The sequence below is a fragment of the Entomomonas sp. E2T0 genome (assembly GCF_025985425.1).
Taxonomy (GTDB): Bacteria; Pseudomonadota; Gammaproteobacteria; order Pseudomonadales; family Pseudomonadaceae; genus Entomomonas.
Window position 1 is genome coordinate 506,651 of sequence record NZ_CP094972.1, and the last position, 24,392, is coordinate 531,042.

Sequence of the window (24,392 nt, forward strand, 5' to 3'; positions counted from 1 at the left end):
ACTTTGAGAATAAAAACTTATTTACTTATTCAAATATGGAATATATATTTTGTACTAATTTATTCGCTGAGAGTCTTTTTGCTCGCTCCCTTAAATCATAACCTCGTTGCTCACAGCTCTCATATATATCTTCTCTCTTATCTTTATAATGCTTTTTCCACTTCGGTATACTGTATCCCTCTAAACTGTATGCATAAATTATAGCTATTGGATTTTCAGCTAATATAATTTCAGAAAGTATCGTTCTAGTTTTACTATAATAGGTTGTTCCTAGAGCTCTTGTATCTAAATAAGAAATTATGTAGTCCTTTTGAGGATCCATAAATACCAAGAAAGGCTCATAATGATAATATCTATCATTAATTTTTAAATTAACCAACGCGCAATATAACCCCCTCTCCTTTGGCTTATCACTTTTAACAATACTCGGAGGAAAGTCGAATTTAGCATCTATTATAGAAAATTTCTCACGATTCTTTTTTAATTCATTATCTAGTGCTTCAATAATCATTTGTTTTTGTTTATCAGTTAAATCTCTTTCATAAATAATAATTTCTTTCTTTTCTACTGCTTGCTTAGTAGAATGTGGAAGTCTAATTGGTTCATTATTTATGCTTGGTCGTAGAACATCATCCCCATAGCAATTAAAAATTAACATTAAAAATAATGCTATAAGTCTTTTTTTCATTTCTTTCTTTTTAAATTAACTAGAAAGGATTATCAATATTGATAAACTGATGTTCTACATCATGAAGCCTAGCAATATGTTCACCTAACGCTTTAACACCGTAACGCTCTGTTGCATGATGTCCTGCTGCAATAAAACTAATACCATTTTCTACAGCACTATGAAAAGTTTGTTCAGAGGCTTCACCTGTTAAAAACAGATCAACACCCATAGCGGCTGCTTGATCAATATAACCTTGCCCACCGCCCGTACACCAACCTATTTTTTGTACTGGTTTACCACTATCGACCACCATTGGCTTGCGATTTAATGCCTGCTCTACTTGCCCAGCAAATTCTGTCACAGATTGAGGCATAGCCAAGTGGCCTTGTAAACCTATGATAGTAGGATCATTCGGATTTAAGGTAGTGTCTATTGTAATACCTAGTATTTTAGCTAATTGTGCATTGTTACCCAACATGGGATGCACATCGAGAGGTAAATGATAAGCTAATAAACTTACATTATTATCTAATAATACTTTTATGCGATTACGTTTCATTCCCACAATGGTAGGTTCTTCACCACGCCAAAAGTAACCATGATGGACAATAATAGCATCTGCTTGCTGCTCAATAGCTGCATCAATTAAAGCTTGGCTTGCTGTTACACCCGTAATTATTTTATTTATTTCTGGTTTACCTTCTACTTGTAAACCATTAGGACAATAGTCTTTGATTTGGTCACAACTTAGATAGTAATCAAGATATTGAACTAGCTGAGTCAGGGTAACAGCCATTTTACAGTCCTCTATAATAATAATCAGGCACTTACATTATACAATATAAGCGCCTAATGTCTTATAAAACTGCTTGAGGGTATGAGCCTAATACCTTTAAGCCTACACTACCTTTACCCATTTCTTCTAAAACAGCTTTAATCAATGGGTCATGATGATGGCCTGTAAAATCAATAAAAAATACATAGCTCCATTTGCTACTACGCGCAGGTCTCGTTTCAATACGGGTCAAGTCAATATTGTTTTTACGGAATGGTTCTAATAACTCGTGCAAAATACCTGGCTTATTATGGATAGAAACAATTATAGAGGTTTTGTCATCACCTGTAGGTGGTACTTCTTGATTGCCAATAATAAAGAAGCGGGTTGAGTTATCAGGACGATCTTCTATTTTCTCATTTAAAATAGTTAGACCATATAAACTAGCCGCCATATCACCAGCAATAGCTGCACTATTCCATTCACTTTGGACACGTTTAGCCGCTTCAGCATTACTAGAAACAGCCACCCGCTCAACATTAGGATAATGCGCATCTAACCATTTGCGACATTGCGCGAGTGATTGTGCATGAGAATAAATACGTGTAATCCGATCTTGTTTAGTATTTTTACCCACTAATAAATGGTGATGAATACGTAACTCCACCTCACCACAAATTACTAAATCATGTTCTAAAAAACTATCTAAAGTATGGCTTACTGCACCCTCGGTGGAGTTTTCGACAGGTACCACCCCAAAGTTTACCGCACCAGCCGCTACCTCTCTAAACACTTCATCAATAGCTGCCATTGGTTTACTTACCACAGCATTACCAAAATGTTTGATTGCTGCTGCTTGAGTAAACGTTCCTTCTGGGCCTAAATAAGCCACTCTTAATGGCTGCTCTAATGCTAGACAGGTAGACATTATTTCACGGAATAAACGAGCCATCTCTTCATTACTCAGAGGCCCTTTATTACGTTCCATAATATGTTTAAGCACAAAAGCTTCACGTTCTGGACGATAAAATACAGGTGACTCACCCTCAGCAAGATTAGCAGTTTTAACTCTTGCTACTTCTTGTGCACAGCGGGCACGATCGGAGATTAAATCGAGAATTTTCTCATCTAAACTATCAATCCGCACCCTTAGTGCTTGTAATTCTTGTTCTACTGCCATGTCTAACCATGCTCCTTCTCAAACGCTTTCATAAAGTCTACCAATGCTTGTACTGCATCTAAACCAACTGCGTTATAAATAGAAGCACGCATTCCGCCTACAGTACGGTGACCTTTTAAATTTAATAGACCATTAGCATCTGCTTTTTCTAAAAACACTTTATCTAAACGTTCATCAATTAATCTAAAAGGGATATTCATCCAAGAACGGTTAGAAGGATTAATTGGGTTATTGTAGAATTCTGTGCTATCAATATAACCATAAAGCAAATCTTTCTTTTGCTCATTAATCTTTTTCATGGCATCCAAGCCACCTTGCTTTTTCAACCATTTAAAGATTAATCCTGCAAGATACCAAGAGAATGTTGGTGGCGTGTTATACATAGAATCATTATCAGCCGCTACTTTATAATTCAACATTGTAGGGCAATCACTACGGGCATTGCCTAATAAGTCTTCACGAATAATTACTACCACTAAACCACTAGGGCCAATATTCTTTTGCGCGCCAGCATAAATCAAACCAAACTTAGACACATCAATAGGTTGTGATAGGATGTTAGAAGATAAGTCCGTGACCAATGGCACATCACCTACTTCAGGAATCCAATCAAACTCAACACCATTAATAGTTTCATTAGCCGTGTAATGTACATAGGTAGCATCTTTAGAAAGCTGCCACTCATTTTGACCTGGAATAGCTAAGTAATTATATTCTTTACCACTAGCAGCCACATTTACTGCGGCAAAGCGAGAAGCCTCTTCAATGGCTTTCTTTGACCAAATACCTGTATCAATATAATCAGCTTTTTGATCATGACGCATTAAATTAAGAGGAATTTGTGCAAATTGCTGGCTTGCACCACCTTGCAAAAATAATACTTTATAATTATTAGGAATTAATAATAAATCACGTAAATCCTGCTCGGCCTCAGCAGCTACTGCGGTATAGTCAGCACCACGATGACTCATTTCCATAATCGACAAGCCTTTACCATGCCAATCTAATAATTCAGCTTGGGCTTGTTGTAAAACCTCTAAAGGTAATGCCGCTGGTCCTGCACAGAAATTATAAACTCGCTTAGTCATGGCTTTATACTCAATCGATTTATGATCTTATTAATTTACCACACTATTCATTACTGAATAGTGGGATTATCTTCATCATTAGTTGCATTATTTTCAAGATCGACTTCATCTAAATCTTCTTCCGTTTCAGATGGCTCTTGAACACGCTCTAAACCTACTAAGGTTTCATCAGTAGATAGTTTAATTAAAGTAACACCCTGAGTATTACGTCCCATTGGGCGTATTTCATCTACACGGGTACGTACTAAAGTACCTTGGTCAGAAATTAACATAATTTCTTCACCATCTTGTACTTGTACAGCACCAACGATTTTACCATTACGATCACTGGTAATCATGGAAATAACACCTTTACCACCACGTCCACGTAAAGGGTATTGGTCAATCGCTGTACGCTTACCGTAACCACGTTCAGAAGCAGTTAAGATATAGGCATTATCTTCAGGGATAATCATTGCAATAACATGACTTCTGAATAACTCAATGCTGTTATCGTCTTCATTGTCTTCTTCGATAACTACTGCATTTTCGTCATCATCACTGTTATCGTTTTCGCCTTCTTTCGGTAAGCGAATACCACGTACTCCTTTAGCAGTACGTCCCATTTCACGCACTTTTGACTCTTCAAAACGGATGACTTTACCTTCATCAGTAAATAACATTACTTCACTATTACCATCAGTAATAGCGGCTGAAATTAGCACATCACCCTCTTTTAAACCAAGGGCAATTAAGCCGTTCTTACGGACTTTACTAAACTGTTCTAATGGGGTTTTCTTCACCGTACCATTGGCCGTTGCCATAAAGATAAAGCGACCTTCAGTAAACTCATCCACAGGCAACATGGTAGTAATTTTTTCACCCTCATCTAGTGGGATGATATTCACTAATGGACGGCCTCTTGCCGCACGAGAGGCTTCAGGAATTTCAAAAGTACGTAAGGAATAAACTTTACCCTTACTAGAGAACAGTAATAAAGTAGCATGGCTATTCGCTACTAATAAATGCTCAATATAGTCTTCATCTTTCACACCCGTAGCTGATTTACCTTTACCACCACGACGTTGTGCTTGGTAAGAAGCTAATGGCTGTGATTTAGCATAACCACCATGAGAAATAGTGACTACACGCTCTTCTTCTGGAATAAGATCAGCAGTAGTTAAATCCATTTGTGAAGCGATAATTTCAGTACGACGTATATCACCAAATTCATCACGTATTTTTACTAATTCTTCACGAATAACTTCCATTAAACGCTCAGGGATAGTTAAGATACGGATTAGCTCACCAATCTGCTCTAAAATCTCTTTGTATTCACCAATTAACTTTTCATGCTCTAAGCCTGTTAAACGGTGTAAACGTAAATCTAAAATAGCTTGTGCTTGTACAGGTGATAAGAAATACTTACCATCATGAATGCCATATTGCTCCTCCAAATCATCTGGACGACAACTTTCAGCACCAGCACGCTCTACCATTGCTTGAATAGGACCAGCTTCCCAAGCAGTAGCTAATAATTTTTCTTTAGCTTCGGCAGGATTTGGTGATTTTTTAATCAATTCAATAATAGGATCAATATTAGCTAAAGCAACCGCCAAACCTTCAACAACATGGCCGCGCTCACGGGCTTTACGCAACTCATAAATAGTACGACGAGTAACCACTTCACGACGATGGCGCACAAAGGCTTCCAACATCTCTTTGAGATTTAGAATTCTTGGTTGGCCATCTACTAAAGCAACTACGTTAATACCAAATACATTTTGTAATTGGGTTTGGGTATATAAGTTATTAATAATTACCTCTGGCATTTCGCCACGACGTAATTCAATAACTATCCGCATACCATCTTTATCAGACTCATCACGTAGCTCACTGATACCCTCAATTTTCTTCTCTTTAACCAGCTCCGCAATTTTTTCAATTAAGCGAGCTTTGTTAACTTGATAAGGTAATTCAGTAACAACAATTTGTTCACGATTATTTTCAATGGGCTCAACATGTGTTTTAGCACGAATATAAACTCTACCACGCCCAGTGCGATAACCTTCAATAATGCCTGCACGGCCATTGATAATACCTGCTGTAGGAAAATCAGGGCCAGGAATATATTCCATTAATTGATCGATGGTTAAATTTTCATCATCAATTAAAGCCAAACAACCATTGATTACTTCTGTTAGGTTATGTGGAGGGATATTGGTGGCCATACCCACAGCAATACCACTAGAACCATTCACCAATAAGGCTGGAATCTTAGTCGGTAATACCGCTGGAATTTTTAACGAGTCATCATAGTTAGGAACCCAATCAACTGTCTCTTTATCAAGATCAGCTAACATTTCATGGGTTAACTTCTGCATACGTATTTCGGTATAACGCATTGCAGCAGCTGAGTCACCATCTACTGAACCGAAGTTACCTTGCCCATCTACCAGCATATAACGCATCGAGAAAGGCTGAGCCATCCGCACAATGGTGTCATAAACAGCAGAGTCACCATGCGGGTGATACTTACCAATGACATCACCCACAATACGGGCAGATTTCATGTAAGGTTTATTCCAGTCATTGTTATTTTCGCTCATGGCAAATAACACACGTCTATGCACTGGTTTTAAACCATCACGCACATCAGGCAAAGCACGCCCAACAATAACGCTCATAGCATAGTCTAGGTATGACTGTTTAAGTTCATCTTCAATTCTGACGGGGAGAATTTCTTTGGCGATTTCAGTGCCCATAAGAAGCCTGTTCCTTGTTTTGCGACAATCTACAGATTAAGCCTATTATGATACCACAAAACAGATAAACAAGCTGTATTTTGACAATAAAAATGCCTTAATTTTTAAGGCATTTTTATAACAAGATAAAACAAATTAATAACTAGCTTTTACAGGCTATTCGCCTATCAGGTCTTGATAATCTTGAGCCTTTAATAATTGCTCAACTTCCACAATAGAAGCAGGTAATATTTTATATATCCATGCGGTATAAGGATCATCATTAATTAATTCTGGACTATCACTTAATTGCTCATTGACGTCAACGACTTTGCCTGCCACAGGTGCATAAATATCAGAGCTTGTTTTAACAGACTCTATCATACCAATTTGCTGTCCCTGTTGGTAATGCATACCATCTTCTGGTAGTTCTACAAATACGATATCCCCTAAAGAGTTTTGGGCATAATCAGTAATCCCTACCATTAAAATATCATCCTCTAACACCCCTACCCAAGAATGGCCTTCTGTATAACGTAAAATTTTAGGGATATTGCTCATGTTTAACCTATTCCTTTTAAATAATTAAATTAAAATTTTACCATGCCAAACGAATCGTGGGGGAACAACTCTTACAGGGCACCATTTGCCTTTAATCTCCACTTCAGCTCTTGCGCCTGTTTGAGTAGGTACTCGTGCCAAAGCAATACATTTGCCTAAAGTAGGTGAAAAATTAGTACTGGTAATAACACCTTCGCCCACATTTTCAATACGTACTAGCTGACCGTTATGTAAAGTGCCCCTTTCCTCAGAAACAAGGCCAATTAACTTATTACGTAAGCCTGCCTGTAATTTATCTTCCAATGCAGCTCGACCAATAAATTGACGATCTTCTGGCTGCCAAGCAATCGTCCAATCCATATTGCATGATAAAGGGGATATTTCAGCATCCATATCTAATCCATACAAGCTATGGCCTGCCTCCAGACGGAGTGTATCTCTAGCTCGCATACCTATTGGCATAATACCAGCGCCTATTAGCTCTAACCATAACTGCTCAGCATCAGCTTTTGGCAATACAATTTCAACGCCATCTTCTCCCGTATAACCAGTGCGAGAGATAAACCAATCACCCACAAAACAACTATATAACGGTTTTAATTGAGCTAACTGATCTACATATTGTTTAGCTAACTGCTTTAATAACTTATTAATTGCCTCTGGCCCTTGAATAGCGAGTACAGCCATATCTGATTGGAGACAAAAGTTCACATCAAAGTCACCTTTATACTGCTCCATCCAAGCAAGAATTTGCTCAGGAATACCCGCATTAAACATTAACCGATAACCATCTTTAGTTAAATAAACTAAAATATCATCAATAATGCCCGCTTGATCATTTAGCATAACGGAATACAGTACACGACCTTGATCATTTAACAAAGACACATCATTAGCCAGTATATACTGTAAATATTGTTTAGCCTGCTTACCCGTCACATCAATAATCGTCATAAAAGATACGTCAAACATTCCGCAATCTTTTCTAACTTGAAAATGCTCTTCTACCTGTGACCCAAAATGTAAAGGTAACTCCCATCCATTGAGTTCTGCCATTTCCGCCCCAAGAGCCAAATGCTGCTCATACAAAGGGGTATGCAATCCCATAAGTACTCCTTTTTTATTAACTGATAACTTACGCTGGGTAGATGATGAGTTCATATATTATCTATATTATCTAACGATTTCATATAAAATATATGAATTTAAATCATGGTAACTACTAGCTATTAGTCTCGCTGTACATCAAAATCAACTAGCTCACCTACTTGCTCTTTTATTAATCGTTGTAACAATTCATGAAATGGTTCATTACCATTGACTACCAACCAATCAGCAAGTTCTGCATTATAGTCTAAATGATAACCTCCAGACCTTGCAGCAACCCATAATTGGCGTAAAGCTGATTGCCTACTTAAAATAATTTGACTGCCATTTTCAAACTCTATGGTTAATACACCATTCGCATTATCCATATCCACATCAAAATCTACAGTTTCTAATTTATCTTCAACCTGTTGTTGTAATTCATCAATACGTTGATGATATTCTGTCTCTTCTAGCATCATAAACAGCTACCTAGTAATAATATCTTGCCATTATATTAAACGAAAGCTAACACAACCAATAGTCAATCAGCTAATTGGTCGGTATACTTTTATATAATAAAAAGCTTAATCTGGAATTAATATAATGAAACTATTACATTTACCTATTCTTATTGTACTTGCTTATGCATCTGTATTAATGGGCTGTGGTCAAAAAGGCCCTCTTTATCTACCTGAAAAGCAAACAGCGCCAGTAATTACCACTGAACCAGCACAAACTAATGATGCCAACTCACAAGCCACCACAAAAACAGAGCATACAGAAGAAAGGCAAGCATCATCAGAAAGCACTAATGAGGCTGCGCAATAATGTCAGTGTTTACCTACCAAAATAACCAATTGTATGCTGAACAAGTGGCTGTTACAGATATTGCCAAACAATTTGCTACACCAACTTATGTGTACTCAAAAAAACATATTGAGCAACAATTTAAAAGCTATCAAGATGCCTTACAAGGTACCTCTCATTTAATTTGTTATGCTGTAAAGGCAAATTCTAATATTGCTGTACTCAATGTACTTGCCAAGTTAGGGGCAGGTTTTGATATTGTTTCTCGTGGCGAGTTAGAACGTGTTTTAGCTGCTGGTGGACAAGCGGATAAAATTGTCTTCTCTGGTGTTGGTAAAACAGTGGATGATATCCAAAGAGCATTACAAGTAGGTGTTCATTGTTTTAATGTTGAATCCACTAATGAACTAGACCGTATTCAGAAAATAGCAGCCGAAATGGGTAAAATCGCCCCTATTTCTTTACGTATTAATCCTGATGTGGATGCTCAAACTCATCCCTATATCTCTACTGGGTTAAAAGAGAATAAATTTGGTATTGATATAGCTGAAGCTGAATCAGTTTATGAATATGCTGCCACATTAAAAAACTTAAAGATTAAAGGAATTGACTGCCACATAGGCTCTCAATTAACGACTTTAGCACCTTTTCTAGATGCTTTAGATAGATTATTATTGTTAACTGATAAGCTAGCTAGCAAGGGTATTACTATTGAACACCTCGATTTAGGTGGTGGCTTAGGTGTACGTTATAATGATGAACAACCTCCTCTAGCCAAAGATTACATTCAAGCAGTAAGAGAACGTTTAACAGGCCGCAACCTAGCTCTAGTATTTGAGCCTGGCCGTTATATTATTGCTAATGCTGGTATTTTAATAACTCAAGTGGAGTATTTAAAACATACTACCCATAAAAACTTTGCTATTGTTGATGCAGCCATGAATGACCTTATCCGACCTGCGCTTTATGATGCATGGATGGATATTCAACCCGTTATCCAAAAACAAGGCCAAGCAACTAGCTATGACATAGTAGGCCCTGTATGTGAAACCAGTGACTTCTTAGGTAAAGATCGCTCATTAAACATTGCCGAAGGTGACTTACTAGCAGTATGTTCAGCGGGGGCTTATGGCTTTGTAATGAGCTCTAACTATAATACACGTGGTAGAGCGGCTGAAGTAATGGTAGATGGTGATAAAGTATATCTTGTTCGTAAGCGCGAAACATTAGTCTCTCTTTATGCAGACGAGTACTTATTACCCAATTAAGGAGTAAGCATGTTTTTACATTTTACAAAAATGCACGGACTAGGTAATGACTTTATGGTCATTGACCTCGTCACGCAACATGCCCATATTACGCCTAAACAAGTTAAACACTGGGGTAATCGTCATACAGGTATTGGTTTTGACCAGCTACTGATTGTTGAACCACCTAGTAAGCCCGATGTTGATTTTAGTTACCGTATATTTAATTCTGATGGTTCAGAAGTTGAACAATGTGGTAATGGTGCGCGCTGCTTTGCTATTTTTGTTCGCAATAAACGCTTAACAGCTAAAAAACATATTATTGTAGAAACTAGTAGTGGCATTATTGAACTACATGTTTTGCCAGATCACCAAGTTAAAGTAAACATGGGAAAAGCTCGCTTTGTTCCAAAAGAAATTCCTTTTTTAGCAGAACAACAAGCTAATATTTACCCATTAACTGTTGAAGAGCAGACTGTTGATATATCTGCAGTATCCATGGGTAACCCCCATGCAGTTATTCGTACTGATAATTTAGAAACTGCTCCCGTACAAACTGTAGGTCCAAAAATTGAACATCATCCCCTTTTCCCTAATCGTGTTAATGTGGGTTTTATAGAAGTTACTGACCGTCACCATGCTAAATTACGTGTATGGGAACGTGGTGCAGGTGAAACTCAAGCGTGTGGCACTGGTGCTTGTGCTGCTGCTGTAACAGCCATTCAAAATAATTGGATGGAGTCACCTGTGCACTTACAATTACTAGGAGGCAAATTAACCATTGAGTGGAATGGTGGTGATACTCCTGTTTTTATGACAGGCAATGCCGTAAGCGTTTATGAAGGAAAGATACAATTATGAGTCAACCTACTCCATCAGAACAAACTTCAAATGAATTAACAGCTGAAGCTGTTGCAGAGTATATTAGACAACATCCTGACTTTTTTATTAAACATGATGATGTATTACAAACCATACGCATTCGCCATGAATCAGGTAAAGCCATTTCTTTAATTGAACACCAACTTAATCGGTTACGTTCTCGCAATCAAGAATTGCAAAAACAACTCAATCAATTACTAGAAATGGCGAGAGAGAATGACCGTCTCTTTGAAAAGGCTCGACGCTTAACACTTGAGTTATTAGAAGCAGCTTCACTTGAAAGCTTAGTTGCTACTCTTGAGGACAGTTTAAGACATGATTTTAAAATAGAAAAAGTTAGCTTTATTCTCTTTAGCGAAAGCACTCTACCTGCTGGTCGCTTTTGTAAACTTGAAGAAGCACAAACCAAATTAGGTAGTTTAATTAATACAGATAAAATTACCACAGGCCAATTTAGAGATAATGCACTAGAGTTTTTATTTGGTAGTGATCACAACGTTCACTCTGCCGCATTAGTTCCCCTCAGAAATAATAATACACTGGGATTATTAGCATTAGGCAGTAGTGATCAATATCGCTATCAAAGAGAGACTGGAACTATTTTCTTACAACAAATCAGCGATATTCTTTGTCGTATCCTACCTCGTTTATTATAGGATCAATAATGCAAGTTGCTTTAGAGAACTATTTAAGACATTTGCAAACTGAACGACAAGTTTCATCACATACACTTGCTGGTTATCAACGCGACTTACAAAAAATAATAGTCCTTTGTGAAGCAAATAATGTTAATAACTGGGCAGATTTAACTACTCATCAAGTTCGCTTATTTATTAGTAAACTTCATAAGCAAGGATTATCTGCACGCAGTTTAGGACGATTACTCTCTTCATTGCGTGGACTCTATCGCTACCTTATTAAAGAGCAGTTATGTAGCAAAGACCCTAGCACAGGCATTACACCACCAAAAACAGAAAAACGTTTACCTAAGTTATTAGATATAGATCGCACACAACAATTATTAGATACTCCTATAGCAAGTAGTGATAACGAATTTATAAATTGTCGTGACCATGCCATGTTAGAGCTATTCTATTCTTCAGGATTACGTCTTTCTGAACTAGTCAACCTAACACTCACTGAGTTAGACTTAAACAATAATAGTGTTCGTGTGTTAGGTAAAGGTAATAAAACTCGAGAGCTCCCCGTAGGCACAAAGGCAAAAGAAGCATTAACTGCTTGGCTATCAATTCGCTTACAAGGCAATCCTAAAGATGATTTTGTATTTATTAGCCAACGCGGCACAAAACTAACCCCAAGAGCTGTTGAATTGCGTGTACAACAAGCAGGTGCTAAAGGTTTAGGACAACATTTACACCCACATATGTTACGCCATAGCTTTGCTAGCCATCTTTTAGAGTCATCTCAAGATTTACGTGCAGTGCAAGAATTATTAGGTCATGCTGATATATCTACCACACAAATTTATACCCACTTAAACTTCCAACATTTAGCTGCTGTATATGATCAGGCGCACCCTCGTGCTCACCATAAAAACAAAAATAAGTCTTAAACCTAAAGGCTAATAGTTTACTGAACAAACGCTGATATCATGTTTTATAGTTTTAATAATAAAAAAGTATCGTTGAACGATTAATTAACTAACCTGTCTATTGGGTAAATACAAAATTATTTGAGGGGATCAAAATGAAAAACTTAATTATTATTACACTTGCACTTATGGTTATTGGTTGCGCATCTAACAGCAAAGATTCAACAACAGCAAACCATAATCTTTGTGACATTAATTTGAATAAAATTGCTAACTACAGCGCACAGTTTTCCATGACTACTGGTGAACCAGAAAATAGTCAATTAAAAGCATTACATGCAAAAGCAAAAGAGTATAAAGAAGCGGGTGATACTAAAAACTGTATTGCAACATCAGAACAAGCTCTATCTATTATTGCTCAGCATAGCAGCAAGTAATAACTAACTGTCTTTTTTTAAATTAACTATCCATTAAGTAATTTCACAACTACTTTATAATAATAAAAATATTCACTTAGCAAATGGAAAGCTTTTATTTAAAGCTTTCCAAAACTAAGATCACTTATTAAATTTATAATTTTTTCTGTATCCATTAGTTAGTCAGAATATAAATTAGAAAAAAACCTTTATAGGAAAAATAACTTTCCTACAAAGGGATGGAATCTATTTAACTAAAAACTACATAAGAGGTAACTATTATGAAAACAATCACTGTTTTTATGCTATCTGTGTTAATGTCAACAATTGCTTTTGCAGATTCAAATCTATGCAGCAATAACTTGAATAAAATTGCTCGCTATAAAGCGACTGATGCACTTACCATGGGTTCCCCTGGCAAAGAACGCGTTCATGAATTACGTACTCAAGCAGAAGAATATCAAAAACAAGGTGATATCAAGAATTGTATTGCTTCAACAGAACAAGCATTACTTATCTTAAAACAACATACTAGTAAATAAAGTACAGGCACTTAAAAAAGTGCCTTACTTATTGCTAACAGATCAAATGGATATTGGGTAATTATTCTTACTTCATCAAAGTCTCTTAATGGTGAGTTATTTTCTGTACGGTGCTTGCCATAACGCACATGAAATGACAAACCTTTCGCCTTACCAGACTGCACTACATATTTGGTTTCAGCATTATATTCCCAATGCTTATATTTATAACCAACATAAGAAGCCGTATTTTTGGCATTATTATGACTATAATCAGCATCCCAACCTTTTACATAACGGGTGGTAAAACTTAGCCCTGGAATGCCCCAATTAGTAAAGTTATAGTCATAACGTACTTGTGCAGATTTTTCATTGGCCGCATCAAAGTCATTGTACATTGAAGCATTAACTAACCATTTATAAGAATACTCACCAGGATAAGCACCCTCAAAAGGCATTGCTTGATTACCATTAGACTGTTGATAAGCTAAAGTAAATTTATGTACATCATAGGTTAATGACGTTTTTAACCCCCATGTTGTATTATTAATACGCCCAGCTTTATCATTACCACTTGCCAATGTACGATAAACATTACCCGTAGTAGACCATGCTATCTTTGGATTAAATGGTCGGTTATAAGTAACCTCTGCATAATGTTGACGATAAACATCTTTAAAATCTGATCCATAATAAATTAGACTTAAACCATCAATTGGCCGATAAGTAACCCCTGCATATTTAATATTTCTAGCACGTACTAATTCACCTGTTTGCGGATTAACTGCTAACAGATTCCAAAAGCCAATATCCCCAGTATGATGAGAGGAGGTTCTAGCATTTTTAGCGGTAAAATAACCCGCTTCAAAAACGGCTTTATCAAATTCATTACTAATTAACTGAAAACCAGTAGATGTTTGTGGCCAAAGACGGTTATTAGCAGTACCAAATATAGGGTTCTCTGGATACATATCACCATATTTTAGAACTGTTTTAGATATTCTCATTTTAACTGAAGCATTAACACGACCATAACCATGTTTAGGGTCATTTCCATTCTTATAGGGTACTAATCCTATACCTCCCCCAGCCTGACCTTTACCGCTATCAAGACGCTGTGCCATAAATCCTTGTACATCTAAACCAAAGCCTACTGTTCCCTGTGTAAACCCCGAAGAATAGTCCAACATAATGCCATGAGCCCATTCTTTAGCATAATTTTGCTTACTACTTGGCTCATTGAGGAAATTTCTGTAGAAATAAAAATTTTTATATAACCCTTTAAATTGGGAATCTTCGAGGAAACCATTAGCATCTTGTTGACTTTGTACAGCTTGTGCTGGGCTTATAACTCCCATGCCCAAAACAATACCTATAGTAGCCATAGGCAATATAGCTTTTATCATCGTTTAACCTTTTTTATTTTTGTTAAATTTAATTATTTTTGAAACTTTAGCTTACACAAAAAGACTTATTAAGTATAGATCCTTTTCTATTAGATTAATCTATAAGCATAAAAAAACCCACCAAATGGTGGGTTTTTGCAGATAGCTTAGTGAGCTAATGATTACATCATGCCCATGCCGCCCATTCCACCCATACCGCCCATATCAGGCATTGCAGGAGCAGATTTATCTTCTGGCAATTCAGCTACAATAGCTTCAGTAGTGATTAATAAACCAGCAATTGAAGCTGCTGCTTGTAATGCACTACGGGTAACTTTAGCTGGATCAATAATACCGAATTCGATCATATCGCCATATTCACCTGTTGCCGCATTGTAACCATAGTTACCTTTACCTTGTTTTACTTTATCAAGTACTACAGAGGCTTCATCACCAGAGTTAGCAACGATTTGACGTAATGGAGCTTCAGCCGCACGACGTAAAATGTTAATACCAACAGTTTGTTCTTCATTAGCACCCTTAAGGTCTTTGATAGACTCTAAAGCACGAACTAACGCAACACCACCGCCAGGTACAACACCTTCTTCTACTGCTGCACGAGTAGCACTTAACGCATCTTCAACACGTGCTTTCTTCTCTTTCATTTCAACTTCAGTAGCCGCACCTACTTTAATTACAGCAACACCGCCTGCTAATTTAGCAAGACGCTCTTGTAATTTTTCACGGTCATAATCTGAAGTAGTTTCTTCGATTTGTGCACGAATTTGCTTAATACGTGCTTCAATATCAACTTGATTACCAGCGCCATCAATAATAGTAGTGTTTTCTTTGTTAGAAACAGTACGTTTAGCAGTACCTAAATGTTCTAAAGTAGTGCTTTCTAAACTTAAACCTACTTCTTCACTGATTACAGTAGCACCTGTTAAGATAGCGATGTCTTGTAACATAGCTTTACGACGGTCACCAAAGCCAGGAGCCTTAACTGCAACCACTTTAACAATACCACGCATGTTATTCACAACTAATGTAGCTAATGCTTCGCCTTCAACATCTTCAGCGATGATTAATAAAGGACGACCAGATTTAGCAACAGCTTCTAACACTGGTAATAATTCACGAATGTTAGAAATTTTCTTGTCTACTAATAAGATATATGGGCTATCCACTTCTGCAGCCATTGTATCTGGCTTGTTGATGAAGTATGGAGATAGGTAACCACGGTCAAATTGCATACCTTCTACTACAGAAAGTTCATTCTCTAAACCAGAACCCTCTTCAACAGTGATAACACCTTCTTTACCTACTTTTTCCATTGCTTCAGCAATGATATTACCAATAGACTCATCAGAGTTTGCAGAAATGGTACCTACTTGAGCAATAGACTTAGTATCTTCACATGGTTTAGATAATTTTTTAATCTCTTCAACGATAGCGATAGTTGCTTTATCAATACCACGTTTTAAATCCATAGGATTTAAACCAGCAGCCACTGATTTTAAACCTTCAGTAACAATTGATTGCGCTAATACAGTTGCAGTAGTAGTACCATCACCTGCTGCATCGTTAGCTTTAGAAGCCACATCTTTTACTAACTGTGCACCTATGTTTTCAATTTTATCTTTTAATTCAATTTCTTTAGCAACAGAAACACCGTCTTTAGTAATTAAAGGAGCACCAAAGCTACGCTCTAATACTACATTACGACCTTTAGGGCCTAAAGTTGCTTTTACTGCATCTGCTAATGTATTAACACCAACTAATAATTTTCTACGTGCAGAATCGCCAAATTTAACTTCTTTAGCAGCCATTTATATTTTCCTCGAATCTTATAAAACCGTTAAATTATTTTTCAATAACAGCAAGAATTTCGTTCTCACCCATAATAAGTAAGTCTTCACCATCTACTTTAATGGTGTTACTACCAGAATATGGACCAAACACAACTTTATCGCCAACGTTAACAGCAACTGCACGAACTTCACCATTATCTAAAACTCGGCCTGTACCTACAGCTACTACTTCACCTTGGTTTGGTTTTTCAGCCGCTGAACCTGGTAATACGATACCACCAGCAGTCTTTGTCTCTTCTTCGCTACGGCGAATGACAACACGGTCATGCAATGGACGAAGTTTCATATCCAAAATTCTCCTGAACAAATTATTACTTTTTAAAATGAAAAATACCGTTATCAGTCATTTAACCAATAATGGCGACTAAATAAAAATACCCAGTTCATAAAAACTAAGTATTAAAGAATACTGATCAATTAAATAAGGGCAAAAAAAAATAATTCAAGGGGTAATGTATTATTTTTTTATTTATCTTTTCTTTCCCACTCACCTTCAATGATATCTGGCTTATGTTGTTGATTACCATTAGTAGAACCATAGGCCTGTTGAGCTTTTGTGCTATATTTCACTAACAGTTTTTTAGCAAGCTGTATAAATAACCCTCTGCTTGCAGGAATAACTAACAATATCCCAACCACATTACCTAATAAGCCAGGTAAGAATAATAGCCCACCCCCTAGACCTAAAAGCATACCATTCATCATTTCCCCATCAGGGGTTTCCCCTTGATTTACCTTTTGACGAATGCTCATTAATGTGGCAAGCCCTGCTAATCGTAAAATTAATACACCTAAAATAGTAGTGGCTAAAATAATAAAAAGTGTTAAACCAATACCTAGAAATCTACCTGCTACAACTAATAGCACTATCTCAATAATAAAATATATACCAAAAAAACGCATACCAACCTCTATCTAGTGCTATAACTTATCCTTTTTATACCATAACCATACTATGCCATATACTTAATAACACGAATATATAAATATTTAAAATTACCTAAAAACACATTACAAAATTTTAAAATTAACTTATTAACGTTATATTGTTTTACATAATAAACAACCTATGTACTAAACCATTATTGCTATTATAAGTCCAAAATAATCATCTTAAACTTTAAGTCCACATTAAATGGAGAGTTATATGCTAAGTAAAACAATAACTTTAAATAATGGTATAAAAATGCCTATTATTGGTTCGGGTACTTGGCCTTTACTAGGTAATGAATGTACTCGTACTGTCACCACTGCCATTGAACAAGGCTTTAGACTGATCGATACAGCTGCCAAGTACAGTAACGAACAAGCTGTTGGCAAGGGTATCAAACAATCCAAAGTAGCTAGAGAGGAATTGTTTATTACCAGTAAGCTTCGTGGTAGCGCCCATGGTTATCAAAACACTATCAAAGCATTCCAACAAACCCTTAGAGACTTACAACTAGAGTATTTAGATCTGTATCTAATCCATTGGCCATTACCTAGCAAAGATCTTTATGTCGAAACATGGAAAGCTATAGCTACTCTTTATAATCAAGGACTTATTAGAGCTATTGGAGTTTCTAACTTCAAAATAGCGCATTTAGGCCGTATTATTGATGAAACAGGTGTTATTCCAGCAGTAGACCAAATTCAGCTTAGCCCTTATTTACCTCAAGAGGAAACTCGCTTATGGCTGGCTAAATATAATATCGTTTGCCAAGCATGGAGCCCACTAGGCAGGGGAACAGATTTACTCAATACAAGTGTTATTACCAAAATTGCTGCTAAACACAATAAAACACCAGCTCAAGTTGTTTTACGTTGGCATATACAATTGGGTAATAGCATTATCCCTAAATCTTCTAACCCAAAACGTATACAAGAAAATCTAAATCTTTTTGATTTTGAATTAGACAAAGAGGATATGGTTTTAATATCTACATTAGATAGACATATAAAACCCAAGCAAGATCCTGATACCTATATGGAAGAATAGAATTTCTCTTGAGATTAGCCATCTATGTCTAAAGCACTAGATGGCTAACTTTTAATCAGAAGCTGTTTGCCTAAAATGTTTTGGTCTCATACCAAATATTCCCAAGGCAGCAAAAAATACCACTATGCCTGCAATTACTAGAATACTCATTTCTAATACACGTTTTTTCCAGCCCCAAGCAAACCATTCAATTGAGGGTACATTAAGCCAATAGATAAGCGCAGCCATTACTGCACAAGCTGCAACTAATCTTAAAATAAATAATCGCCAACCTGCACTTGGCATATAAACGCCAGCCTTACGAAGCCCCCACAATAATAACCATGTATTTAGTACGGAAGATAAGGAAGTAGCTAAAGCCAAGCCAACATGCTGTAAAGGCCAAATAAGAACTAAATTAAATCCCATATTGGCAACCATACAAACAATAGCTATCTTAACAGGTGTTTTTAAATCTTGACGGGCAAAGTAACCAGGTGCCAATACCTTAATTAACATAAATGTTAAAACACCTAGAGAGTAAGCTTGTAGCGCCATAGCTGATTGCTCAACCGCATAATCTGTCATCTTGCCATAATTATAAAGCGTAGCAATTAATGGCTCTGCTAATAAACCTAAAGCCAATGCAGCAGGAACGCCTACTAATAAAACCATTCTAATCGCCCAATCTAAGGTTGCAGAAAATGCCTTGGGATCTTCCCCTGCATGTTGCCTTGATAAGCTTGGCAAAATAACAGTACCAATGGCAATACCAAAAGCACCTAATGGTAGTTCAGATAATCGATCTGCATAATAAAGCCAAGAAACACTACCTTCCCGTAGGAAAGAAGCTAAAATTGTATCTAACAATAAGTTAATTTGGCTAACAGAAACACTTAATAAAGCAGGTAGCATTAATAACAAAATCCGCCTTACCCCCTCATCTTTATGCAACCTAGGACGAGGTAATAATTTTATTTTTACTAAAAAAGGTAATTGGAAAAGAAACTGTGCAACACCTGCAATAAAAACACCCCATGCTAAAGCCATTACAGGCTCTTTGAAATAAGGTGACATTAATATAGTTGCCGCAATCATACTAATATTTAAAAATACAGGGGTTACAGCGGGTACTGCAAACTTACCATAACTATTTAAAATACCGCTACAAAACGCAGTTAAAGAAATCAGCATTAAATAAGGAAAAGTAATCCGCAGTAACTCCCCTGCTAATTCCATTTTATAAGGATCATTATAGAAGCCTGGTGCAAACACCATCATAATATAAGGCGCAAAAATCACTCCAAATACAGTGATACCAGAGAGCACTAATCCCAACGCCCCCATAGTGCGGTCAACCAATAATTTAACTTCATCTAAACTACGCTTGGTACGATACTCTGAAAGAACAGGAACAAAAGCCTGTGCAAAAGCACCCTCAGCAAATAAGCGACGTAAAAAATTAGGAATGCGAAAAGCAACAAAAAAAGCATCGGCAGCAGAATTGGAACCAAAATAACGAGCAACCACAATATCGCGCACCATCCCTAGAACACGAGATAATAGTGTCATCAAACTTACAATAATACTGGAACGCAATAAACCACTGCTTTTTGCTTTTTGTGGTACCTGTTCTGTTGTCATAATAGAAATTTGTTCCTAGAAATACCTTAAAAATAGGTTTATCATCAAGTTACTTTTTATAGCTAAAGCCAATTAGAGGCGCAAAGTTTAAGAAGGTTCTTTACACACAGCAAACTTTATTTAATCGCTAACTTGGGTTATATTAACCCATGCTTTAAGCATTTATAATAGTCAGGACAAAATGCTTGACATTACCCTATAAAAGAGGCAATATTGCCGCCCTTAATTTTATTAATCAAGTTTTTTCGAGGAGTTGAAAGGTGGCAAATACCCCTTCCGCAAAAAAACGCGCAAGACAAGCTGAAAAGCAACGCGCTCACAATGCCAGCTTGCGCTCTATGGTTCGTACTTATATCAAGAACGTAGTTAAAGCTTTAGAAACTAAAGATTTAGAGAAATCTAAAGCCGCTTATGAAAAAGCAGTTCCTGTTATTGATCGTATTGCTGACAAAGGTATTATCAGTAAGAATAAAGCTGCGCGTCATAAGAGCCGTTTAAACGCGCACTTAAAAGCATTAAGCGCTGCTTAATCTTTAAAAAAGATTTAAAACAAAACCGACTTAATTGTCGGTTTTGTTGTTTTTAAAAATATTATTTAAGTGTATTACTCCATAATAGGTAAACTTAATGTTTCCTTAAGCTCCTCCATTACAATATAGCTTTTAGATTCCCTGACATGAGGTAATTTTAATAAAATATCTCCTAACAACTTACGATAAGAGGCCATTTCCGAAATACGTGCTTTTAGTAAATAGTCAAAATCTCCTGATACCAAATGACACTCCTGCACTTGAGGTAATTTGATAACAGCTTTTCTAAACTCTTCAAAAATATCACCTGACTTGTAAGAAAGGTTAATTTCCACAAAAACCAAAAGATTAGATTTTAAATGTTTTGGATTAAGTTGAGCATGGTAACCTAGTATTACTTTTTCCCTTTCTAATCTTCTCACTCTTTCTGTACAGGGTGTTGTAGATAACCCTACTCTTTCCCCAAGTTCTGTAAAAGGGATACGCCCTTCTTGTTGCAATATCTTTAAGATATGTCGATCAATTTTATCCAAATCTCGCCGACTCTCTTTTTGTGTTCTCATCACAATATCCACTATTTATATTAATAAATACCATAATAAACGCTAAATATTATTAATCAAACAGAAAAATAAACTAGATAATTCACTATATACTAGTTATTAATCTTGTTTATAAAAATAACTATTGATATTAAGAGGTAGTTTATGCGGGTACTTATATTGGGTAGCGGAGTTACTGGTACAACACTCGCCTATTATCTTGCCAAAAAAGGAATGCAAGTTACTGTAGTAGATCGTCAATCAGGCCCAGCTTTAGAAACAAGCTATGGTAATGCTGGACAAATCTCTCCAGGGTATGCCTCTCCATGGGCTGCCCCAGGAATACCTTTCAAAGCACTAAAATGGCTGCCTCAAAGACACGCACCATTAGCAATTCATGCTACAACTGATTCACTACAGTACCGTTGGATGATGCAGATGCTACGTAACTGTACAGCAAGTCGCTATGCAATTAACAAAGAGCGAATGGTGCGCCTTTCTGAATATAGCCGTGATTGCTTAGATCAGTTACGTAATGAGACAGGTCTAACCTATGAAGAAAGAACATTAGGTACTACCCAGCTCTTTCGCACTCAACAACAATTAGATGCCTCAGCCAAAGACATCAAAGTGTTAAAAGAGTCCGGTGTACCTTATGAAGTATTAGACCGAGCAGGTATTGTGCAGGTAGAACCTGCACTAGCTCCAGTAGTTGACAAACTCACGGGGGCCTTACGGTTACCCTATGATGAAACAGGTGATTGTTATTTATTTACCACACGTATTGCTAATATGGCAAAAGACCTAGGTGTTGAATTTAAATTTAATAGCATTATTGATCGACTGCATATTAGCAATAATATTATTAATGGAGTATGGATTGATGGTGAACTTGTTCAAGCAGATCGTTATGTCTTATGTTTAGGTAGCTATACACCAAAGTTTTTAGCTTCTGTAGGAATTTATGTACCCATTTATCCATTAAAAGGCTATTCACTAACAATACCTATTACCAATGCTGAAATGTCGCCTGTTTCTACTATTTTGGATGAAACTTACAAAGTAGCCATCACCCGTTTTGATAATCGAATTCGTGTAGGTGGTATGGCTGAAATATCTGGTTTTGATTTATCCCTCAATCCTAGACGACGAGAAACCTTAAAAATGGTTACTCAAGACCTCTACCCACAAGGTGGAGATATTACTAAAGCCGAGTTTTGGACCGGTTTGAGACCAGCTACTCCAGATGGAACTCCAATTATTGGTGAAACTCTTATCAAAAATCTTTATCTAAACACAGGACATGGAACCTTAGGTTGGACAATGGCTGCTGGTTCTGGTCGCTACTTAAGTGATATATTAGCAGGCCAGAAGCCCGAAATTAGCACCGAAGGTTTTGATATTTCACGCTATAAAAAATAATTAGGAGTTATTATGTCAATTAAACGTCTACATGCTAATAAACGCATGAGCCAAGTAGTTATTCATAATGGTCTAGCTTATCTTTCAGGCCAAGTTTGTGAAGATGTACAAGGTGATATTGAAAAACAAACTAAAGAAACCTTAGCCGCTATTGAAAAATTGTTAGGTGAAGCAGGCACCGACAAAACACGAATTCTTTCAGCCACTATTTATTTAAAAGATATTGAAAAAGACTTTGAAAATATGAATCGTGTTTGGGATACATGGCTACCTGAAGGTGTTACTCCAGCAAGAGCCACTGTTGAAGCAAAAATGTGTGAACCTGAGCTATTAATTGAAATTAGTATAGTCGCCACATTACCTTAATGTATAGTGAGCTATCACTTTGTGATAGCTAATAACCTTTATTGATCCTCTTATTAAATATAATTGAGAACTAATCATGCGTCCTGCTCAAGCTATTATTGATCTTAAAGCCCTTTGCTATAACTACCAATTAGCTCGCTCTATTTCTGGCTCTAAAGCCATTGCTGTTATTAAAGCAGATGCTTATGGTCACGGAGCTGTGCAATGTGCAAAAGCATTAGAAAAAGAGGCTAATGCTTTTGCTGTAGCTTGTATAGAAGAAGCTTTGGAATTAAGAGAAGCAGGTATTCTGAATCCTATTCTATTATTAGAAGGTTTCTTTGAAGAAAGTGAATTAGCATTAATAGATAAATTTGATTTATGGGTAGTTATTCACTCCCACTGGCAAATTGCTGCTATTGAAAAAGCATCTTTAAGCAAACCATTAAATATATTTCTTAAAATGGATTCAGGCATGCATCGAGTAGGTTTCTTTCCAGAACACTATAAGGCTGCTTACCAAAAACTTTTGACAACAAATAAAGTAGCTAAGATCACCTTAATGACTCATTTTGCTCGCTCTGATGAGCTAGACACTGATTATACGAAACAACAACTAACAACATTTCAACAAATCTCCAAAACATTAAATGCAGAAACCTGCCTATGTAATTCGCCAACCTTATTAGCCTATCCTGAACTGGCTACTGATTGGGTACGCCCTGGGATTATGCTCTACGGTTCTTCACCTTTCAATCAACCACAATCACCAGCAGATCAATTAACGCCTGTGATGACCTTACAATCAAAAATTATTGCTACACGAGAGCTACCTATGGGAGAACCAATAGGTTATGGTGGTCGTTTTATTACTAACAAGCCCATGCGCATAGGTATAGTAGCAATGGGTTATGCTGATGGTTACCCCCGCCATGCACCTAACGATACTCCTGTACTACTAGAAGGAAAAAAAACTAGACTAATTGGTCGAGTTTCTATGGATATGCTGACAATCGATTTAACAGATCATCCTAATGCAGGTGTTGGCAGTCAAGTGGAGTTATGGGGGAAAAATATTTTAGCCAGTGATATAGCAAAACTTGCTGATACAATTTCCTATCAATTGTTTTGCAACGTTAAACGGGTGCCTAGACTATTTACCTACTAGCCCAAATAGCAACAACT

The 24,392-nt window shown here is 36.7% G+C and carries 25 protein-coding genes and 1 pseudogene; 12 read left to right on the forward strand and 14 right to left on the reverse strand.

What is annotated here, in order from left to right:
- Positions 1 to 25: 25 nt before the first annotated feature.
- The 8 genes from MTZ49_RS02460 to cyaY form a co-directional block, all read right to left on the reverse strand.
- Positions 26 to 688, reverse strand: coding sequence for a hypothetical protein (locus MTZ49_RS02460; protein WP_264746824.1), 663 nt, complete (start codon positions 686 to 688; stop codon positions 26 to 28).
- A gap of 19 nt (positions 689 to 707) precedes the next feature.
- A complete protein-coding gene (locus tag MTZ49_RS02465) occupies positions 708 to 1,466 on the reverse strand; it encodes a Nif3-like dinuclear metal center hexameric protein (RefSeq protein WP_264746825.1) in 759 nt (252 codons plus the stop codon).
- 61 nt (positions 1,467 to 1,527) lie between these two features.
- Positions 1,528 to 2,625: a prephenate dehydratase gene (gene pheA, locus MTZ49_RS02470; protein ID WP_264746826.1), complete on the reverse strand. Its 1,098-nt coding sequence runs from the start codon at positions 2,623 to 2,625 to the stop codon at positions 1,528 to 1,530.
- 2 nt (positions 2,626 to 2,627) lie between these two features.
- Positions 2,628 to 3,713, reverse strand: a complete 1,086-nt coding sequence (gene serC / locus MTZ49_RS02475) for a 3-phosphoserine/phosphohydroxythreonine transaminase (protein ID WP_264746827.1) — start codon at positions 3,711 to 3,713, stop codon at positions 2,628 to 2,630.
- Between the two features lie 50 nt (positions 3,714 to 3,763).
- The gene (gene gyrA, locus MTZ49_RS02480) at positions 3,764 to 6,457 is read right to left on the reverse strand and encodes a DNA gyrase subunit A (protein WP_264746828.1); all 2,694 of its coding nucleotides are present in this window, start codon (positions 6,455 to 6,457) and stop codon (positions 3,764 to 3,766) included.
- Between the two features lie 156 nt (positions 6,458 to 6,613).
- Entirely contained in the window at positions 6,614 to 6,997 is a 384-nt protein-coding gene (gcvH, locus tag MTZ49_RS02485) for a glycine cleavage system protein GcvH (RefSeq protein WP_264746829.1), read from the reverse strand.
- A 24-nt stretch (positions 6,998 to 7,021) separates the two neighbouring features.
- On the reverse strand, positions 7,022 to 8,104 hold the full coding sequence (gene gcvT, locus MTZ49_RS02490; protein ID WP_264746830.1) for a glycine cleavage system aminomethyltransferase GcvT: 1,083 nt from the start codon (positions 8,102 to 8,104) through the stop codon (positions 7,022 to 7,024).
- Positions 8,105 to 8,226: 122 nt separating this feature from the next.
- On the reverse strand, positions 8,227 to 8,565 hold the full coding sequence (gene cyaY / locus MTZ49_RS02495) for an iron donor protein CyaY (RefSeq protein ID WP_264746831.1): 339 nt from the start codon (positions 8,563 to 8,565) through the stop codon (positions 8,227 to 8,229).
- A gap of 124 nt (positions 8,566 to 8,689) precedes the next feature.
- On the opposite strand from cyaY, the pseudogene lptM reads away from it, so the two are divergent.
- The 7 genes and pseudogenes from lptM to MTZ49_RS02530 form a co-directional block, all read left to right on the forward strand.
- Positions 8,690 to 8,794: pseudogene (gene lptM / locus MTZ49_RS02500) on the forward strand (LPS translocon maturation chaperone LptM); the annotation flags it as partial.
- A gap of 119 nt (positions 8,795 to 8,913) precedes the next feature.
- Positions 8,914 to 10,161 (forward strand): diaminopimelate decarboxylase, encoded by a 1,248-nt coding sequence (lysA, locus tag MTZ49_RS02505; RefSeq protein ID WP_264746832.1) that lies wholly within the window; start codon positions 8,914 to 8,916, stop codon positions 10,159 to 10,161.
- Positions 10,162 to 10,170: 9 nt separating this feature from the next.
- Entirely contained in the window at positions 10,171 to 11,001 is an 831-nt protein-coding gene (gene dapF / locus MTZ49_RS02510; RefSeq protein ID WP_264746833.1) for a diaminopimelate epimerase, read from the forward strand.
- Positions 10,998 to 11,678, forward strand: a complete 681-nt coding sequence (locus MTZ49_RS02515; RefSeq protein WP_264746834.1) for a DUF484 family protein — start codon at positions 10,998 to 11,000, stop codon at positions 11,676 to 11,678. The genes dapF and MTZ49_RS02515 overlap by 4 nt, the downstream gene beginning before the upstream one ends.
- An 8-nt stretch (positions 11,679 to 11,686) precedes the next feature.
- Positions 11,687 to 12,595 (forward strand): tyrosine recombinase XerC, encoded by a 909-nt coding sequence (xerC, locus tag MTZ49_RS02520; RefSeq protein WP_264746835.1) that lies wholly within the window; start codon positions 11,687 to 11,689, stop codon positions 12,593 to 12,595.
- Positions 12,596 to 12,729: 134 nt separating this feature from the next.
- A complete protein-coding gene (locus tag MTZ49_RS02525) occupies positions 12,730 to 13,011 on the forward strand; it encodes a hypothetical protein (protein ID WP_264746836.1) in 282 nt (93 codons plus the stop codon).
- A gap of 260 nt (positions 13,012 to 13,271) precedes the next feature.
- The gene (locus MTZ49_RS02530; RefSeq protein ID WP_264746837.1) at positions 13,272 to 13,532 is read left to right on the forward strand and encodes a hypothetical protein; all 261 of its coding nucleotides are present in this window, start codon (positions 13,272 to 13,274) and stop codon (positions 13,530 to 13,532) included.
- Positions 13,533 to 13,543: 11 nt separating this feature from the next.
- Here the strand turns inward: MTZ49_RS02530 and MTZ49_RS02535 are convergent, their stop codons facing one another.
- The 4 genes from MTZ49_RS02535 to MTZ49_RS02550 all read right to left on the reverse strand — a co-directional run bounded on the left by MTZ49_RS02535 (position 13,544) and on the right by MTZ49_RS02550 (position 17,670).
- Positions 13,544 to 14,917 (reverse strand): OprD family porin, encoded by a 1,374-nt coding sequence (locus MTZ49_RS02535; protein WP_264746838.1) that lies wholly within the window; start codon positions 14,915 to 14,917, stop codon positions 13,544 to 13,546.
- A gap of 161 nt (positions 14,918 to 15,078) precedes the next feature.
- Entirely contained in the window at positions 15,079 to 16,725 is a 1,647-nt protein-coding gene (gene groL, locus MTZ49_RS02540; RefSeq protein WP_264746839.1) for a chaperonin GroEL, read from the reverse strand.
- Positions 16,726 to 16,759: 34 nt separating this feature from the next.
- Positions 16,760 to 17,053: a co-chaperone GroES gene (locus MTZ49_RS02545; RefSeq protein WP_264746840.1), complete on the reverse strand. Its 294-nt coding sequence runs from the start codon at positions 17,051 to 17,053 to the stop codon at positions 16,760 to 16,762.
- A 179-nt stretch (positions 17,054 to 17,232) separates the two neighbouring features.
- Positions 17,233 to 17,670 (reverse strand): FxsA family protein, encoded by a 438-nt coding sequence (locus MTZ49_RS02550; RefSeq protein ID WP_264746841.1) that lies wholly within the window; start codon positions 17,668 to 17,670, stop codon positions 17,233 to 17,235.
- Positions 17,671 to 17,914: 244 nt separating this feature from the next.
- Between MTZ49_RS02550 and MTZ49_RS02555 the strand changes: the two genes are divergently transcribed.
- Complete coding sequence (locus tag MTZ49_RS02555; protein WP_264746842.1) at positions 17,915 to 18,745, forward strand: aldo/keto reductase; 831 nt, start codon at positions 17,915 to 17,917, stop codon at positions 18,743 to 18,745.
- A gap of 51 nt (positions 18,746 to 18,796) precedes the next feature.
- On the opposite strand, the gene murJ is transcribed toward MTZ49_RS02555, so the two are convergent.
- Positions 18,797 to 20,368 carry a murein biosynthesis integral membrane protein MurJ gene (murJ, locus tag MTZ49_RS02560; RefSeq protein ID WP_264746843.1) on the reverse strand — a complete coding sequence of 524 codons (1,572 nt, stop codon included), beginning with the start codon at positions 20,366 to 20,368 and terminating at the stop codon, positions 18,797 to 18,799.
- Positions 20,369 to 20,628: 260 nt separating this feature from the next.
- On the opposite strand from murJ, the gene rpsT reads away from it, so the two are divergent.
- A complete protein-coding gene (rpsT, locus tag MTZ49_RS02565) occupies positions 20,629 to 20,898 on the forward strand; it encodes a 30S ribosomal protein S20 (RefSeq protein ID WP_201093174.1) in 270 nt (89 codons plus the stop codon).
- A 74-nt stretch (positions 20,899 to 20,972) separates the two neighbouring features.
- Here rpsT and MTZ49_RS02570 read toward each other — a convergent pair whose 3' ends face one another.
- A complete protein-coding gene (locus tag MTZ49_RS02570; protein WP_264746844.1) occupies positions 20,973 to 21,461 on the reverse strand; it encodes an Lrp/AsnC ligand binding domain-containing protein in 489 nt (162 codons plus the stop codon).
- 144 nt (positions 21,462 to 21,605) lie between these two features.
- On the opposite strand from MTZ49_RS02570, the gene MTZ49_RS02575 reads away from it, so the two are divergent.
- The 3 genes from MTZ49_RS02575 to alr all read left to right on the forward strand — a co-directional run bounded on the left by MTZ49_RS02575 (position 21,606) and on the right by alr (position 24,375).
- Positions 21,606 to 22,862, forward strand: a complete 1,257-nt coding sequence (locus MTZ49_RS02575) for a D-amino acid dehydrogenase (RefSeq protein WP_264746845.1) — start codon at positions 21,606 to 21,608, stop codon at positions 22,860 to 22,862.
- Positions 22,863 to 22,874: 12 nt separating this feature from the next.
- Positions 22,875 to 23,228, forward strand: a complete 354-nt coding sequence (locus MTZ49_RS02580; RefSeq protein ID WP_264746846.1) for a RidA family protein — start codon at positions 22,875 to 22,877, stop codon at positions 23,226 to 23,228.
- A 76-nt stretch (positions 23,229 to 23,304) separates the two neighbouring features.
- A complete protein-coding gene (alr, locus tag MTZ49_RS02585; RefSeq protein ID WP_264746847.1) occupies positions 23,305 to 24,375 on the forward strand; it encodes an alanine racemase in 1,071 nt (356 codons plus the stop codon).
- The last annotated feature ends 17 nt before the right edge of the window (positions 24,376 to 24,392 follow it).